At 62.6% G+C, this 14,251-nt stretch carries 18 protein-coding genes; 9 read left to right on the forward strand and 9 right to left on the reverse strand.

Annotated elements, in window-relative coordinates; genetic code table 11:
- Positions 1-3: 3 nt before the first annotated feature.
- Entirely contained in the window at positions 4-1,194 is a 1,191-nt protein-coding gene (locus tag IWX88_RS07110) for an acyltransferase family protein (RefSeq protein ID WP_370568227.1), read from the forward strand.
- A 30-nt stretch (positions 1,195-1,224) separates the two neighbouring features.
- Here IWX88_RS07110 and dhaK read toward each other — a convergent pair whose 3' ends face one another.
- The 7 genes from dhaK to adhP all read right to left on the reverse strand — a co-directional run bounded on the left by dhaK (position 1,225) and on the right by adhP (position 7,878).
- A complete protein-coding gene (gene dhaK, locus IWX88_RS07115; RefSeq protein ID WP_196828646.1) occupies positions 1,225-2,220 on the reverse strand; it encodes a dihydroxyacetone kinase subunit DhaK in 996 nt (331 codons plus the stop codon).
- 48 nt (positions 2,221-2,268) lie between these two features.
- Positions 2,269-2,913 (reverse strand): dihydroxyacetone kinase subunit DhaL, encoded by a 645-nt coding sequence (dhaL, locus tag IWX88_RS07120; protein ID WP_196828648.1) that lies wholly within the window; start codon positions 2,911-2,913, stop codon positions 2,269-2,271.
- Positions 2,910-3,737, reverse strand: a complete 828-nt coding sequence (locus IWX88_RS07125; protein WP_196828650.1) for an HAD-IA family hydrolase — start codon at positions 3,735-3,737, stop codon at positions 2,910-2,912. Before IWX88_RS07125 ends, dhaL begins: the two co-directional genes overlap by 4 nt.
- Before the next feature lies 1 nt (position 3,738).
- Positions 3,739-4,599 carry a class II fructose-bisphosphate aldolase gene (locus IWX88_RS07130; RefSeq protein ID WP_196828652.1) on the reverse strand — a complete coding sequence of 287 codons (861 nt, stop codon included), beginning with the start codon at positions 4,597-4,599 and terminating at the stop codon, positions 3,739-3,741.
- 69 nt (positions 4,600-4,668) lie between these two features.
- Positions 4,669-5,532 carry a LuxR C-terminal-related transcriptional regulator gene (locus IWX88_RS07135; protein WP_196828654.1) on the reverse strand — a complete coding sequence of 288 codons (864 nt, stop codon included), beginning with the start codon at positions 5,530-5,532 and terminating at the stop codon, positions 4,669-4,671.
- 227 nt (positions 5,533-5,759) lie between these two features.
- Positions 5,760-6,641 (reverse strand): PHB depolymerase family esterase, encoded by an 882-nt coding sequence (locus IWX88_RS07140; RefSeq protein ID WP_196828656.1) that lies wholly within the window; start codon positions 6,639-6,641, stop codon positions 5,760-5,762.
- Positions 6,642-6,867: 226 nt separating this feature from the next.
- Positions 6,868-7,878 (reverse strand): alcohol dehydrogenase AdhP, encoded by a 1,011-nt coding sequence (gene adhP, locus IWX88_RS07145; protein ID WP_196828658.1) that lies wholly within the window; start codon positions 7,876-7,878, stop codon positions 6,868-6,870.
- Between the two features lie 206 nt (positions 7,879-8,084).
- Between adhP and IWX88_RS07150 the strand changes: the two genes are divergently transcribed.
- From IWX88_RS07150 to IWX88_RS07160, 3 genes are all read left to right on the forward strand, one after another.
- A complete protein-coding gene (locus tag IWX88_RS07150) occupies positions 8,085-8,861 on the forward strand; it encodes a spermidine synthase (RefSeq protein ID WP_196828660.1) in 777 nt (258 codons plus the stop codon).
- A 105-nt stretch (positions 8,862-8,966) separates the two neighbouring features.
- On the forward strand, positions 8,967-9,944 hold the full coding sequence (locus IWX88_RS07155) for a malate dehydrogenase (protein ID WP_196828662.1): 978 nt from the start codon (positions 8,967-8,969) through the stop codon (positions 9,942-9,944).
- Between the two features lie 159 nt (positions 9,945-10,103).
- Positions 10,104-10,505, forward strand: a complete 402-nt coding sequence (locus tag IWX88_RS07160; RefSeq protein ID WP_196828664.1) for a fasciclin domain-containing protein — start codon at positions 10,104-10,106, stop codon at positions 10,503-10,505.
- 96 nt (positions 10,506-10,601) lie between these two features.
- Here the strand turns inward: IWX88_RS07160 and IWX88_RS07165 are convergent, their stop codons facing one another.
- Both IWX88_RS07165 and IWX88_RS07170 read right to left on the reverse strand, forming a co-directional pair.
- A complete protein-coding gene (locus IWX88_RS07165; protein WP_196828666.1) occupies positions 10,602-10,826 on the reverse strand; it encodes a hypothetical protein in 225 nt (74 codons plus the stop codon).
- 136 nt (positions 10,827-10,962) lie between these two features.
- The gene (locus IWX88_RS07170; protein ID WP_196828668.1) at positions 10,963-11,346 is read right to left on the reverse strand and encodes an RNA-binding S4 domain-containing protein; all 384 of its coding nucleotides are present in this window, start codon (positions 11,344-11,346) and stop codon (positions 10,963-10,965) included.
- A gap of 17 nt (positions 11,347-11,363) precedes the next feature.
- Between IWX88_RS07170 and IWX88_RS07175 the strand changes: the two genes are divergently transcribed.
- The 5 genes from IWX88_RS07175 to IWX88_RS07195 all read left to right on the forward strand — a co-directional run bounded on the left by IWX88_RS07175 (position 11,364) and on the right by IWX88_RS07195 (position 14,194).
- On the forward strand, positions 11,364-11,558 hold the full coding sequence (locus tag IWX88_RS07175) for a hypothetical protein (RefSeq protein ID WP_196828670.1): 195 nt from the start codon (positions 11,364-11,366) through the stop codon (positions 11,556-11,558).
- The gene (locus tag IWX88_RS07180) at positions 11,555-12,175 is read left to right on the forward strand and encodes a CDP-alcohol phosphatidyltransferase family protein (protein ID WP_370568228.1); all 621 of its coding nucleotides are present in this window, start codon (positions 11,555-11,557) and stop codon (positions 12,173-12,175) included. The genes IWX88_RS07175 and IWX88_RS07180 overlap by 4 nt, the downstream gene beginning before the upstream one ends.
- A gap of 154 nt (positions 12,176-12,329) precedes the next feature.
- The gene (locus IWX88_RS07185) at positions 12,330-12,779 is read left to right on the forward strand and encodes an FHA domain-containing protein (RefSeq protein WP_370568248.1); all 450 of its coding nucleotides are present in this window, start codon (positions 12,330-12,332) and stop codon (positions 12,777-12,779) included.
- Positions 12,780-13,481, forward strand: coding sequence for a MerR family transcriptional regulator (locus IWX88_RS07190; protein ID WP_196828672.1), 702 nt, complete (start codon positions 12,780-12,782; stop codon positions 13,479-13,481).
- A 164-nt stretch (positions 13,482-13,645) separates the two neighbouring features.
- The gene (locus tag IWX88_RS07195) at positions 13,646-14,194 is read left to right on the forward strand and encodes a MerR family transcriptional regulator (protein ID WP_196828674.1); all 549 of its coding nucleotides are present in this window, start codon (positions 13,646-13,648) and stop codon (positions 14,192-14,194) included.
- The last annotated feature ends 57 nt before the right edge of the window (positions 14,195-14,251 follow it).

Below are 14,251 nucleotides of genomic sequence, written 5' to 3' on the forward strand. Positions count from 1 at the left end.
CCAGTGTCTGTGTCTCGCGCCGCGGATTCTCCCGCTCTAGAAGGCAAAAAACGCGGCTCGCGACTCGCCTCTCTCGACGGTTTGCGCGGAGTTGCAGCCCTTGTCGTTGTGTTCCATCACCTCTATCTTGTGGCCGAGCCCGTGCTGCGCCAGCAGGGTGGGACGGGCGTGGGAAGCGTGCTCTGGTGGATATCGCAGACGCCGCTCAAACTGCTCACCGCCGGGTCGGAGGCTGTGCTCGTTTTCTTCGTCCTCAGTGGACTTGTGGTGGCACTTCCCGCGCTGAAGCCGGGCGGATTCTCGTGGGCCGGTTTTCTGACTGGACGTCTGGCTCGCCTGTACATGCCTGTGTGGGCGTCGCTCGTAATCGGCACGGCGTTCATCTTGCTCCTGCCGCGCAGCGATTCGGTGATCACTCAGGGAACCTGGATGGATAAGGCGCAGGCCACGTCCGTCGGCTGGGGATCGATCTTCACTGAAGCCAGCCTCACCGCCGGGTCGTACCCGATCAACAATGTCCTCTGGTCGCTGCGCTGGGAACTGGTCTTTTCGGTGCTGTTGCCTCTGTTCGTGGCACTGGCAATCCTGCTGTCGCGCTACTGGGTCATCGCACTCGCGGTGGTCTGTGCAATAAGCACGCTCGGTGCGATCAACGAGGTCGATGCTCTGCGCTACCTCCCGGTGTTCTTCATCGGAACCCTGATGGCAGTGCGGTTGGAAGCGATCCGCGAGTGGACGCAGCGCCGCCTTCTGCGGCCGCGCGCCGGTCTCGCCGGCGTGGCCCTCGTGGCCGCATCCCTTCTCCTGCTGATTGGCGAGTGGATGCTGCGCCCACTGTTTCCGGTGGGCAGCGTCGTGAACACCCTGCTCTCTCAGTCGTCAGTGCTCGGTGCCGCCGGTCTCGTACTCGCAGCCATCGCGGTGCGACCGGTTCGGTCCGTTCTTGAAGCCCGGGGCATACAGTGGCTCGGTAAAGTCTCCTTCAGCCTCTACCTTGTACACATCCCGATCCTGGCCTCCCTCACCTTTCTGTTCGGCGACGACCGGTGGTGGCTCGTTGCGATTCTCACACTGCCGCTCGCCCTGCTTGCGGCGTGGGGATTCCACTGGGCCGTCGAACGTCCGTCGCACCGGTTGGCCCGAAGCATTACTGGCGTGGTGACGGCCCGGCTCGAGACGCACAGAGCGCGCTGAACCGCGCCGGCGGCGTAATCGAACTCTTCCCTAGAAGATGCGCACGGCCACCTCGGCTGGAGCTTCGAGCAGTTGTTCGATCTCGTCATCCAGCCTCACCAGCGTGAGCGAGGCACCCGCCATATCGAGAGACGTGCAGTACTCACCGACATAGTTTCGCCCCACTGTGATTCCCTGGGCTGCCAGCCTTTCGTGTGCGATCCCGTAGAGGATATACAGCTCGCTGATCGGGGTTCCCCCGAGACCGTTGATCATCAGAGCCACCCGGTCGCCGCTGGCGAAGGGGAGGTCGGGTACGACAGCTCCCAGCAGCTCATCGATGATCTCGTTGGCCGGCATCCACTTGGCCCGTCGTCGTCCGGGTTCTCCGTGGATTCCCACCCCGATCTCGATCTCATCGTCGGCCAGATCGAACAGTGGCGAGCCCTTGGACGGGGGCGTGCAGGCCGTGAGGGCGATACCCATCGTACGGGTGACAGAGTTGACTTTTTCGCCGATCCGGATCAGTTCGTCGAGTTCCGCTCCGGTTTCAGCCGCTGCACCGACGGCTTTCATGACGAAGAAGTTTCCGGCCACCCCGCGGCGTCCGACCGTGTAGGTGGAGTCCTCGACCGACACATCGTCATTGATGAACAGCGTTTTCACCTTCACGCCGTCGGCTTCACTCATCTCCTGGGCCATATCGAACGCCATCCGGTCGCCGGTGTAGTTGTTCACCAGCAGCAAAACACCCTTGGGGGAGGCAAGCAACTTCGTCGTCTCGTAGACGTAGTCCATCGGCGGTGCGGCAAAGATGTCGCCGGGGCACGCTGCGTCGAGCATTCCCTTTCCCACGGTCATCACGTGGGCCGGCTCGTGGCCGGAGCCCGACCCCTGGATGATCGTCACCTTGTCGTCCCGAGGCGAATCGGCGCGGTGGATGAGGTTGTACTTCGGAACGTAGACAAGGGTCGCCGGGTTTGCCAGTGCAATACCCTTCAACATCTCGGGAACGAATTGCTGCGGGTCGTTGATAAACTTCTTCATTTGCTTCTCCAGTTGTCGGGTGGTGGGATGGAAAATATCGAGGGTGCCTCACACGGGCTGGCGGCTATTCCACGTCTCGGCAAGCCGTTCGGCCAATACGGCGACGGCGAGCGCTCCTGCATCTGCAGACCCGATGCTGCGCTCGCCGCTGTAGCTGGCCCGCCCGCGTCTCGCCTGCATTGTGCTCGTATGTTCGGCTGCGGTGCGAGCCGCCGTCGCCATCGCCCGCACAGAATCCGCCACGGATTCGCCGGCATCGTGCGCCTGCTCCAGGGCGTCCACGGCAGGCGCGAGCGCGTCGAGCAGAGTCTTGTCACCGACATCCGAGTTTCCGCGTTTCTTGATGCCTTCGATACTCGAGCGCAGGGCGGTAACGACATCGCCGACCGCAATATTTTCGCTTCCCTTGAGCTGGGTCCCCGCTCGCAAGAAGGCGGTTCCCCAGATCGGCCCGGACGTGCCCCCGATTCGACTCGTGATTGACATGGCCACCTTCAACAGGAACGTGCCCGAATCATCACGGTCGAACTGATCCCATTGTGTAAGCACCTGCTCGAAACCGCGGGCGAGGGAATATCCGAAATCCCCATCGCCGACGACCGAGTCGAGGTCTCCGAAATATTTCTCGTTCTCGACGCAGGTCGTCGCAATGGTACGGACGACGAATTCGGTCGTGTCAAGACTGCTGCTCACAGGTGTTTCCTCTCGTGTCCATCGGAGCGTTCCGGTTCGACCGCACCGGGTGATGCTCCCGCCAGAACTGCATCGATGTCTGAAATCGTGATGTAAGCCCGTGGATGCACCCCGGCGGCATCAACCAGCACAGCGGTGACTTCGCCATCGGGTTCACCGAGGGAAGTGACAACGAGGGATGCGCCGGCGAAATCTTCGTCACGCGTGTAGCCACTGACCGTGACAACAGTCGAGATGCCGGCTGCGAGTGCGGCCCGGAGCCCATTGGCGCTGTCTTCGATGACGACCGCATCATCGGCAGTGACACCAAGCTGATCAAGGGCGAGCAGATAAATGTCCGGTGCCGGCTTTTTTGCCGCGACCGAGTCACCGGCAAAAATACGAAATTGCGCAGCAGTGGTTACACCGACCACGTGTGTGAGCACAGCCCGGACGGATGCTTCCGCTGAGGTCGAGGCGACCGCCAGGGTGTAGCCCGCCACGAGAGCTTCGTTCACAATCCGCAAAATACCCGGCCGAGCCGGGAGCGCCCCGGATGCGACGAGGCCAGTGTAAATTTCCGTCTTGCGCCGATGCCACTCTGCGACGAGTGCGGCCTGCCCCGCGGCATCCGCCGGCAATCGGGCCCGGGAGACCAGGTCAGCGGTCAGCTCACTCGCCATCCGCTCCTTGCCCCCACCGATCAGCACTTTTCGGGCGTAATCCGCATCGCTCCACTCCACTGGAATACCGAATTCCCTGAAGGCCTGGTTGAAGGCCGGCAGGTGCCCGAAACGCTCCGTGTCTGCGAGCACGCCATCGCAGTCGAAAATCAGGGCCGGCATCTCACCACGCCTTCCCGGCGCTGCCAAAGGTTTCTGCTAGCGCTGTTGTCATTGCCCTGACATCACTGGATACCGCGGCGAAGACAGTCGGCGGATCCCACTTGCCCGCGGCCGCTGATTTTTGCGTGTGTGACAGTGAGGACTGCAGGTAAAGCATCTTGAGTGCTGTCGAGATATTGACCTTCGCGCAGCCACGGCTGATGAGGTCGCGGAACTGGTCGTCGGTCATGCCGCTGCCCCCGTGCAACGCGATCGGCACGGTTTCGGCACCAACCAGGGCCGTCACGCGGTCGAAATCGAGTACCGGTTCAGAGGCATACACGCCATGTGCATTCCCGATCGATGGTGCGAACACATCCACCCCGGTTCGTCGGATGAAGTCGAGCGAGACCTCAAGGGTCTGGCGTGCTCCGACCTCGTCAGAACCATGGCCGTCTTCGACTCCGGTAATGGCCTCGATTTCCCCTTCGACGTGAGCGCCATGGGCGCGAGCTTCGGCCACAACCTCAATCGTCTGCCGCAGGTTTTCCTCCACTGGCAACTGGGACGCATCGAAGAGTACTGAGTTCCAGCCCAGATCGAGACACTGGGTGATAATCGCACGATCCGGGCAGTGGTCGAGGTGAAGAGTGACGGGAACGTCGACGTGCTCGGTCATGCTTTTCCACATCGCGAACAGCACCGGAGCGCCGATCGACTTTACGGTCTTGACCGAGGTCTGAACGATCAGTGGAGATCTCGCTTCCATCGCACCCGCGAGCACCGATTGCAGGGTGAGATCGTTGAGGATGTTGATCGCTGGCACGCCGTACCGCTCGCCAAACGCCCGATCCACGATCTCCTTGAGCGAGACGACACCCACATTGGCCTCCGTATGTTGCGTAGTTCCGAACCTAGATCGCAGCGGGGACAGCGGCTATGGGGAGTTTCCCTACTGGATCCCCGGATCGCCTCGAATGACACGCGCCGCAACTTCCGCCCGGCTGCGTGCGCCGGACTTGCGAAGGATTGTGCCGACGTGCTTCTCGACGGTCTTCGCTGAAATCCCGAGTTCCCGCGCGATGAGTTTGTCGGGCCAGCCGCGCTCGAGGAATGTAGTCACCTGAAGCTCGCGGGTTGTCAGGCCCGGTATCTGCGCGGCTGTCGGTACGTTGAGTACGCGCGAATTCGCTATGGCAACCGCGGCATGAATGGCAAATAGCTCGAGAAGCTGCACATCGTCGGTATCAAAGCGGCGGGAGGGGGCATCCCCGAACACGACACAGGCACCGACGATGGCGGGTCCGAGACGAATTGGCACGCCGATAACCGCGCGGGAATATCGGAGGTCACTCGGTTGGATGTGGCCTCCGGGCACCAGCGAATACTGGTCAAACCCAATGGGTCCGCCCGCCCGCACGACGGCTCCGGTAACGCCCTCGTCAAGTGGGAAGACCTCGCCTGACCGGCATCCGACGTCGAGGTCCACTTCCTTGCGGTAGTGCCCCGCAGTGGCGTCGATCGTGCAGATCGATCCACTGTGACAGTGCAGCAACTCGACAGCATTGCGGAGGATGCGGCGCAGCAGCGGTTCGAGTGCAAACTCCCCGGCCAGGTCGCTCGCCAGCAGCGACAGAGTGGCCAGCGGGCTGACGGGCTGAGAATCCTGTTCAATCCGAGCGTTATTGGCGTTACTGGCGTTATTGGCGTAACTGGCGTTATTGCCGTTATTGCCGTTATTGCGGGTGACCGCGGTGTGGCTGGCAGCCGCACTGATGTCGTGGATATGGTCTGATGCAAGCGATGGAACAGTCATCGATATCTCCCTGCCTCGCGCCGGTGCGAGGTCCGCTCCCATCCTGTGCCAGACCCCGCCGGGGTGCGAGTGTTTCGGCTGTATTCACGGTGACATCAAGGAAACGTGACATCGAGGAAACGTGACATCAAGGAAACGTGACATCGAGGAAACGTGACAGTAGGAAAAGATCCATGGCGTCACATTTCCCACCGTTTGCCGTCCTGGCGGTCCTTATGTGTCACCGCTCAGATCCGATCCCGAACCACCATTCGCTCCACTGCCGACGGCAAAGCCCAGTGATCAGCCAATACCTGGGCCGCGACGATCGATCTGGTCGAGTGGCCCGCAAATAGGTTCCCTCGTGCACCCGGTATCGTGTGGCCTTTACCGGTGATGCTGAACAGCCTCACCTGGGGTTTGACGCCGTCCGCATAGACCGTTTCTACGACATCAGCGGAGACCTGACGTTGTGCCCCCGGGGTCAGAATGCCGTTGCGCTGCGCGAAATACTTCGCAGTCCCTGGTGCTGAAAGCATCCCACCACCGCGGAATGGCCCCCATCGCCTGGCGGATTGGCCGCCATATTTGACGAAAAGATCGCTGGTGCCGTGAAACATGGTGACCGAGATTGGCGCGGATTCGTACCGGCTGCCGAAGAAGTTTGCCGCGTCTGCGTGCGTTGCCGAGATTAGACCCGCTCCCGCGATGCGGTCGGGGATTTCATGAATCACCCGAATTGTCATGTAGCCTCCGGCAGAAAACCCCACAATGAAAACTCGATCCCGGTCCACCCTGTCGTGTGTGGCCAGGTCATCGATTACGGCGGTGACGAAGGCGACATCATCAATTTCATTCCGACGCGCGGCAGAAATTGAACTGACCCTCGCGTCGTTCCAATCCCCACGGAAACCATCGAGGTAGGCAACGACGGCACCCCGGCCCGCGAGCGAGTCGAAGGTTCGGTCAGAGTAGCGGCGGATCGTGTTCGCCGACTGGTTGGACCCGTGTAGCACGAGCACGAGGGCGCGGCCAGTCGCACTTGCAGTCGCAGCAGCTGCCGGGGCGACTCGAAGGTAGGTGCGACGCATCCCCGCGACGAGTACCGACCTCTTGACAGCGGATGACACGGAGCTGCTCCTCTGCGATGGGTTGTCTGCGATGGATTGTCAGCGATGGATTGTGCGCGCACGATGCGCGCACTCCCAAATTCTCGCATCACCGTCATTGGAGCGACCTCCACGGGGATGCACTTCACTATTTCCATCGCAGTACCGCATGGAGTGATCCGCTCCCCGCGTCCGTCCGCTGATCGCGCCGCCATTGCGCGACGGAAGCGGCCGTGACGCCGCTGGCTCAGAACTCGAATACGAGCCGGGCGGGTACCTTGCTCGACAAAACCTCTGCCATCGCCTCGTTGACCTGGTCTAGTCGTCGGCTCTCGGAGATCACTTGTGTGCGTCCGGCGGCATGAAGGGCGAATACCTCGGCGAGGTCCTGCCGCGTTCCCACGATCGAGCCGATGATCGAGATGCCCTTGAGCACCGTGTCGAAGATCGGGATGCTCATGGTGCCCTCGGCAGGAAGTGCGACACAGATGAGCCGGCCACCGCGACGCAGTGAGGCGAAGGCCTGCTCGAAGACCCGTGGAGATGCGGCGAGAACCAGCGCAACATCCACGCCCCCAAGCTCGTGTATCGCCTCGACAGGATCGACCTCGGCGGCATTGACGACGAAGTCGGCGCCGAGCGACACGGCGAGATCAAGTTTCTCCTTCTCGATGTCGACGGCGATGACGGATCCGCCCATGATGCGCGCGTACTGCACCGCGAGGTGGCCGAGACCCCCGATACCGAAGATGGCGACGCGCTCGGTGGGTACGATCGACGCGACCTTGAGCGCCTTGTAGGTGGTGACTCCTGCGCAACTGAGAGGTGCAGCATCCATCGCGGTGATGCCTTCGGGCACGAGGGTTGCGAAGCGGGCCGACACAAGGGTGTACTCGGCAAAGGCTCCGTCGACCGAATAGCCGCTGTTCAATTGCTGTTCGCAGAGACTTTCACGGCCGTCGATGCAGTACCGGCAGTCGCCGCAGGCGAATCCGAGCCAGGCAATGGCAACGCGGTCGCCGACTCGAAGGCGTGTGACGCCCTCCCCGAGCTTCTCCACGATGCCGACCCCTTCGTGACCGGGCACGAGGGGAAGCGTCGGCGTGACCGGCCAGTCGCCATTGGCGGCATGGATATCGGTGTGGCAGAGTCCGCATGCCTCGAGGTGTACCAACACCTGCCCCACCGCCGGTTCGGGTATCTGGCGGTCTTCGATCGTGAGCGCTTCACTAAATGTGGTGACGACGGCGGCTTTCATGGGATGTCCTTTGGTTGGGCCTCTACCCTCCTCGCCAGTGCGGTCGCGGAGGGGGTCGAAGGTCCCAGAATCGTCGGCAGTCGGGCGAAGTCGACGACCGCGGCGACGGCTACGGTGGGATTCGCGAGGTGTGCACCGCGTTGTGGCGCACCCAGTGATGGCACCCAGTGATGGCACGCAGTGACGGCACCCAGTGAGGACACCAAATGAGCTTGCGTTTCGAGGAACTGGATTTTCAGCCGACACCGATGGGAGACCTCACGCTGAGGCGGCGGATCGAACCGACCCTCGGCGTCGATGTTTTTGAAGTGAAACTGGGGGAGGAGTTTCTCATGTCCAGTCTCTTCACCGTCGCGGAGGAGGAACTTGCAACCCTCGGCCTCGCGGCGCTTGAGACACCCCAAGCCGAGGGGACGGCTGCCGAGGGGACGGCTGCTGACGGGACGGCTGCTGACGGGACGGCTGCTGACGGGACGGAGCTCGATGTGTTGGTCGGCGGTCTCGGTCTCGGATACACCGCCGTCGCTGCCCTCGCCGACCCCCGAGTGCGGTCGGTCAGAGTGATCGACACCCTGCCCGCAGTGATCGACTGGCACCGGCGAGGCTTGCTTCCCGTCTCGGCGACACTGGTTAATGACCCGAGAACAACTCTGGTGGCCGGTGACTTTTTCGCCTGTATGCGACGTGAGCCCGAGGCATCCGCTCGCTACGATGCGATCCTGCTCGACGTCGATCACTCGCCACGCCACCAGCTAGACCCGAGCCATGCCGACCTGTATACCGAGGATGGCCTGCGGGCACTGGTGCGACATCTGACGCACCGTGGGGTCTTTGCCCTGTGGTCGGACGACCCGCCTGACGAAGAATTCGTTGCGCTGGCATCTGTCGTCTTCGACAGTGTGGTGGCGCACGTCGTCGATTTTGATAATCCGTTGACCTCGGGTGTCTCATCCAACACCGTGTACGTCGCAACTCAGCATTGATGCGGAGATATTGATCCGGAGATACTGACCTGGAGCCCTGCCCGGAGCGCATTCGGTCAGCGCAGCGCATTCTGCCGGCGCAGCGCTGCGGGGTACTGTCGGGATATGAAAATCACGGTGACCGGCGCAGCCGGACAAATTGGCTACGCCCTCCTTTTTCGCATCGCATCCGGCGCGATGCTCGGCGCCGACGAACCGGTGGAGTTGAGCCTGCTCGAGGTGCCGCAGGCCATGCGCGCCGCGGAGGGGATAGCCATGGAATTGGATGATTGCGCCTTCCCGCAGCTGAAGTCTGTCGATATCTGCGATGACGCCGCGCGCGCATTCGACGGAGCAAACGTGGCGCTCCTGGTGGGCTCCCGCCCACGTACGGCTGGCATGGAGCGGGGAGACCTGCTTGCGGCTAACGGGGGTATTTTTGGGCCGCAGGGTCGGGCGATCAATGATGGAGCCGCGTCCGACATCCGGGTGCTCGTGGTGGGTAACCCCGCCAATACCAACGCCATGATCGCCGCATCCAATGCTCCGGATGTGCCTTCCGCCCGGTTCACCGCGATGACCCGCCTCGACCACAACCGGGCACTCTCGCAGCTCGCCCGTCATACCGGAGCACCCGTCTCCTCGCTCTCGCGGATGACGATTTGGGGTAACCACTCCGCCACGCAGTATCCGGATCTCACCCACGCACTGCTGTCCGGCGATCCCGTCGCGGTGGATCACGCATGGGTCGAGCGCGAGTTCATTCCTACGGTGGCAGGGCGCGGGGCGGCGATCATCGACGCGCGCGGTTCCTCATCGGCGGCATCCGCAGCCAACGCTGCCATCGACCACATGCGCGACTGGATACAGGGCACCGCGGATGGCGACTGGACCTCGGCCGGCATCGTTTCCGACGGCGCCTACGGTGTGCCGGCAGGACTGGTGTGCTCATTCCCCGTCACCTCATCGGGTGGAAACTGGCAGGTCGTTCCCGATCTGTCGATCGACGCATTCTCCCGGTCACGCATCGATAGCTCGGTTGCGGAGCTGCTCGATGAGCGCGCTGCTGTCGCGGCGCTTGGGCTGTTACCGAATCATCCTTAACGGCAAGGCTGTGGATGTCGACCTCAGGAAACGCAGGCGATCGCACGGAGAATTCCCATTGATCGATGTGCGGCTCTCAGGAATCCGCGGATAGCGTGGAGACCGTTCAAGCAAATCTTGCATCGGACAGATTCACCCCGACAGAAAGAAGAGCACATCATGGCTAACATCGTTGAGACCGCAGTAAGCGCCGGAAGCTTCACCACGCTCGTCGCCGCAGTTCAGGCCGCTGGACTTGTTGACACCCTGAGCGGTCCTGGACCATTCACTGTGTTCGCACCGACCGATGAGGCGTTTGCGAAGCTCCCCGCCGGAACCGTGGAATCACTGCTCGCTGACATCCCCAAGCTGACGGCGATCCTCACGTACCACGTGGTGCCAGGAGCGGTGCATGCAGCCGACCTCGTCGGCACCCCCAGCGCGACCACCGTGCAGGGAACCGACGTGACCTTTGACACCTCAGACGGTGCCAAGGTCAACGGTGCAACGGTCACCCAGGCCGACATCGTGGCGTCGAATGGCGTCATCCACGTCATCGACACGGTTCTGCTCCCCGCCTGACCCGCCCTACCCGGTCGGGGGCTGGCATTCCAGCGCCCGACCGGGTGAAGGTTCTCGGCCGTCTTGCCGCGAAAGCGGATGCCCTGCCGCCGGAGGTTACTTACCCGGCCGGATGGAGCCAGCGATTCGGCCGAGCTCGGTCTCGTCCACGGCAATGCCCGCGTCGGAGAATCGCACCCGCAGCTCGGTGAGCAGATCCTTTTGCGGCTGCAGGGCAAGATCCGCGGCAACCCGTCCGATGAGCCCCGAGATCTTCTGCTCTCGGGTCGCATCAGTGCTCCCGTCTTGCACGGGCTCATTGAGTTCAGCGGCGTCAGTCATGTGATCCATTCCTTCGATGTCGTTTCCAGAGTATCCGCACCGGTCTGAGGACGTCTTCGGCCGCCGACCTCGACCGCCGTCTTCGGCCATCGACCACGACCGCCGGGTCCTCCGCCCCGGTCACTGCGGCCTGCTGTCATCCGTCGACCGATCGGCCCCGCAACTTCTCCAGGTCACGGCGTTCTCGCTTGGTCGGGCGTCCCGCTCCCCGGTCACGTAGCACTGTGACCGCCACCTCCTCCTTCGGCGGTGGCGGGGGAGTCAAGTCGACAAGACAGTCCACCGCGACCGATGCGCCGACGCGCTTAGCAACGAGACGTGCCACCTGAACGGTGCGTTCGAGGTCAGTGGTGCGCAGTCGCACCTCGTCGCCAATGCGCACCGGCTGTGCCGCCTTCGCACGCTCGCCGTTCACCTGCACATGACCGGCGCGGCACGCTGCCGTTGCCGCGGACCGGGTCTTCGCCAGCCGAACTGCCCAAATCCAGCTGTCGACGCGCGTGCTGGTCGCGGCATCCATCTGATGACTCTACGACCATGCCCCCAGCGCGACCACTCGGCGTAACTGCTCGGCGCGACCACTCGGCGCAACTGCTCGGCGCAACTGCTCGGCGCGACTACTCGCCGCGACTGCTCGGCATGACGACCCGCCGCGACGACCCGGTGCACGCCGGCGGGCTCGGGCAGTCCAGCTCGGCACTGATTTGGCCGCCGATAGACTTTGGGTCGTGAAGCACCAGCAGAGCGACCAGGTGAGTTCTCGGATATTCACGATTCCCAACATCCTGAGTTTCGTGCGCCTGCTGCTCGTACCGGTTTTTCTGGTCCTCATCGTGCGCGGCGAAGACGGTCTCGCCCTCCTTGTGCTGGTGATCTCGAGCATCACCGACTTTCTCGACGGGGTCATCGCCCGCAGGCTCAACCAGATCACCCGTCTCGGTCAACTGCTCGACCCGGCAGCGGATCGTCTCTTCATCTTCACCGCACTGATCGGGCTCGCCGTTCGCGGGGTGATCCCGTGGTGGCTCGTGATCGTGATCGTGGGCCGCGATGCGATGCTCGCAATTCTCGGTATTCTTCTGGCGAACTTCGGCTATGGCCCTCTTCCCGTGCATCACCTCGGAAAGCTCGCCACCTTCTGCATGTTCTACGCACTCCCGATCCTCATGATCGGGCAGGCATTCCCTGCGCTGGCATGGATCACGGCGCCGTGCGGCTGGGCCTTTGCGCTCTGGGGCGCATTCCTGTACTGGTGGGCGGGTTTTATTTATTTGCGCGAAACCGTGCGAGTCTCAAGAATTCCGCGACCCGGTGTGGGCATCGAATCGGATACGCTGGGTCACTACTAGAGCGTCGTCTGATCAGCGGATCTGGACACTTCGCTCGACTGAGTGTGGAAAATATTGGAGGCGCGACGTGGTCGATTCAGGCAACCGGAATGGCGCAGCAGGAAACCGGCCTCGTGACACTGAGATTACGAACGCTGAGATTACGAACGCTGAGATTACGAACGCTGAGATTACGAACACTGAGACCACGGTCCACCTCACCAGCGAATTCGCGGCCCAGCTCGCCGCTCTCGGAGGCGACGTCTCTGCGGAAGAAAAGGCGGCGATCACCGCACTTCCCTCCGGATCCGCGCTGCTCGTGGTGCGCCGCGGCCCGAATTCCGGTGCGCGTTTCCTGCTCGACGCCGACGTGACAACGGCTGGCCGACATCCGGATGCCGACATTCTTCTCGATGACGTGACCGTATCGCGGCGTCATACCGAGTTTCTCCGCCAGGGCAGGGCATTCGAGATCAGGGATCTCGGCTCGCTCAACGGCACCTACTTCGACGGAGTGCGTATCGACACCGCCCGTCTTCGTGATGGAGCAGAGGTGCAGGTGGGCAAGTTCCGTCTCACCTTCTATGCCTCCCGATTGGATCTCGCGTACCAGGCGAGTAAGTAATTGGCTCGCTCCTCTACCCAAGCCAGACTGGCGGGGATTGCACCGCTTCTCAGCATCGGCCAAGTGCTCGCCCGGCTCACCGTCGAGTTCCCTGATCTGACACCGTCGAAGCTCCGCTTCCTCGAGGAACGACAACTCATCGCTCCGGCGCGCACCGAATCCGGGTATCGCAAATTCTCACCGCGTGACCTCGACCGCCTGCGGTTTGTGCTCACCATGCAGCGCGATCACTACCTGCCGCTCAAGGTGATTCGCGGTTATCTGGACGAATTGGATGCCGGACGCCCGCCCACACTTCCCGGCGGGTCGACGTTCGCGTCGCCGTCCATCCTCTCGGCGGAGCGGCGTATGCCTCGTGACGAGCTGATCCGCGAGGCCGGGGCCACCCCGCAGCTGCTCAACGACGCCGTCTCCTCGTCGCTCGTCGCCCCAGCCGAACTGTATGGCGAGGAAGCCCTTGCGGTGCTCACCTCGCTTGCGGAATTGCAGCGATCCGGAATCGAGCCTCGACACCTCCGAGGCTTCCGTGCCGCTGCTGAGCGTGAGCTCGGGCTCATCGAAAGCGCTCTCATCCCGGCGGCACGCCGAAAAGACGCGTCAAGTCGCACAAAAGCAGGCGAACTCGCGCGCGAAATCGCCGGGCAGCTCGAGATCGTGCGATCGAGCTTAATTCGCTCGGCGCTGTCGCGCCTCGACCCCTAAGCTGAAATCCCTCGACTCCGAGAGCATAATCGGCCGACACGCCGACACCTCAGATCGACAAAGCGGCCCAACTGGGTGGTCCTCTCGGTAACGTGGGTTGAGACAGAAGTATCAACCACTCCTTGAGACTTGAGAGTGGTGGACAACACGTGAAAGGCAGTCAGATGAGTGAGCTCCATAACCGTAACGAGGATTCTCGTTACGACCTCGGATTGCTCTTCACCGACGGACTGCCCGACCTCGACAACACGGCTGGCTATCGCGGTGCGATCGCCGCACGCGCGGCCGGCATCAGCTATCGCCAGTTGGACTACTGGGCCCGAACAGAGCTCGTCGAGCCGACAGTGCGCGGCGCCGCCGGATCCGGCTCGCAACGTCTGTATGGATTTCGGGACATTCTCGTGCTCAAGCTGGTCAAGCGATTGCTTGATACCGGGATTTCGCTGCAGCAGATCCGTACAGCCGTGAATCAGCTTCGTGAGGCTGGAGTGAGCGACCTCGCGCAGACCACGCTGATGAGTGACGGTGCAAGCGTTTACCTCTGTACGTCCAACGATGAGGTCATCGACCTGGTCAGCCGTGGACAGGGAGTCTTCGGCATCGCGGTCGGCAAGGTGTTGCGCGAGGTGGAGAACAGCCTCGTGGAGCTCGATTCCGAGCGTCCGGATGTTGCAGACGAGCTCGCCGCTCGCCGGGCCATCCGCGCCTCCTAGAGCCGCACTTCGCGGGCTGTTGCGACTATGCCCCGCGCTGCGAGGTGACCGCGCTAC

The organism is Frigoribacterium sp. CG_9.8, from assembly GCF_015751965.1.
GTDB lineage: Bacteria > Actinomycetota > Actinomycetes > Actinomycetales > Microbacteriaceae > Lacisediminihabitans.

Excerpts from the sequence above, each read along its gene's own strand:
- dhaK (WP_196828646.1), bottom strand. The coding sequence starts at position 2,220 with ATGAAGAAGTTTATCAACGACCCGCAGCAATTCGTTCCCGAGATGTTG.
- IWX88_RS07125 (WP_196828650.1), bottom strand. The coding sequence starts at position 3,737 with ATGCCGGCCCTGATTTTCGACTGCGATGGCGTGCTCGCAGACACGGAG.
- IWX88_RS07135 (WP_196828654.1), bottom strand. The coding sequence starts at position 5,532 with ATGACTGTTCCATCGCTTGCATCAGACCATATCCACGACATCAGTGCG.
- adhP (WP_196828658.1), bottom strand. The coding sequence starts at position 7,878 with ATGAAAGCCGCCGTCGTCACCACATTTAGTGAAGCGCTCACGATCGAA.
- IWX88_RS07150 (WP_196828660.1), top strand. The coding sequence starts at position 8,085 with ATGAGCTTGCGTTTCGAGGAACTGGATTTTCAGCCGACACCGATGGGA.
- IWX88_RS07155 (WP_196828662.1), top strand. The coding sequence starts at position 8,967 with ATGAAAATCACGGTGACCGGCGCAGCCGGACAAATTGGCTACGCCCTC.
- IWX88_RS07160 (WP_196828664.1), top strand. The coding sequence starts at position 10,104 with ATGGCTAACATCGTTGAGACCGCAGTAAGCGCCGGAAGCTTCACCACG.
- IWX88_RS07165 (WP_196828666.1), bottom strand. The coding sequence starts at position 10,826 with ATGACTGACGCCGCTGAACTCAATGAGCCCGTGCAAGACGGGAGCACT.
- IWX88_RS07170 (WP_196828668.1), bottom strand. The coding sequence starts at position 11,346 with ATGGATGCCGCGACCAGCACGCGCGTCGACAGCTGGATTTGGGCAGTT.
- IWX88_RS07175 (WP_196828670.1), top strand. The coding sequence starts at position 11,364 with ATGCCCCCAGCGCGACCACTCGGCGTAACTGCTCGGCGCGACCACTCG.
- IWX88_RS07195 (WP_196828674.1), top strand. The coding sequence starts at position 13,646 with ATGAGTGAGCTCCATAACCGTAACGAGGATTCTCGTTACGACCTCGGA.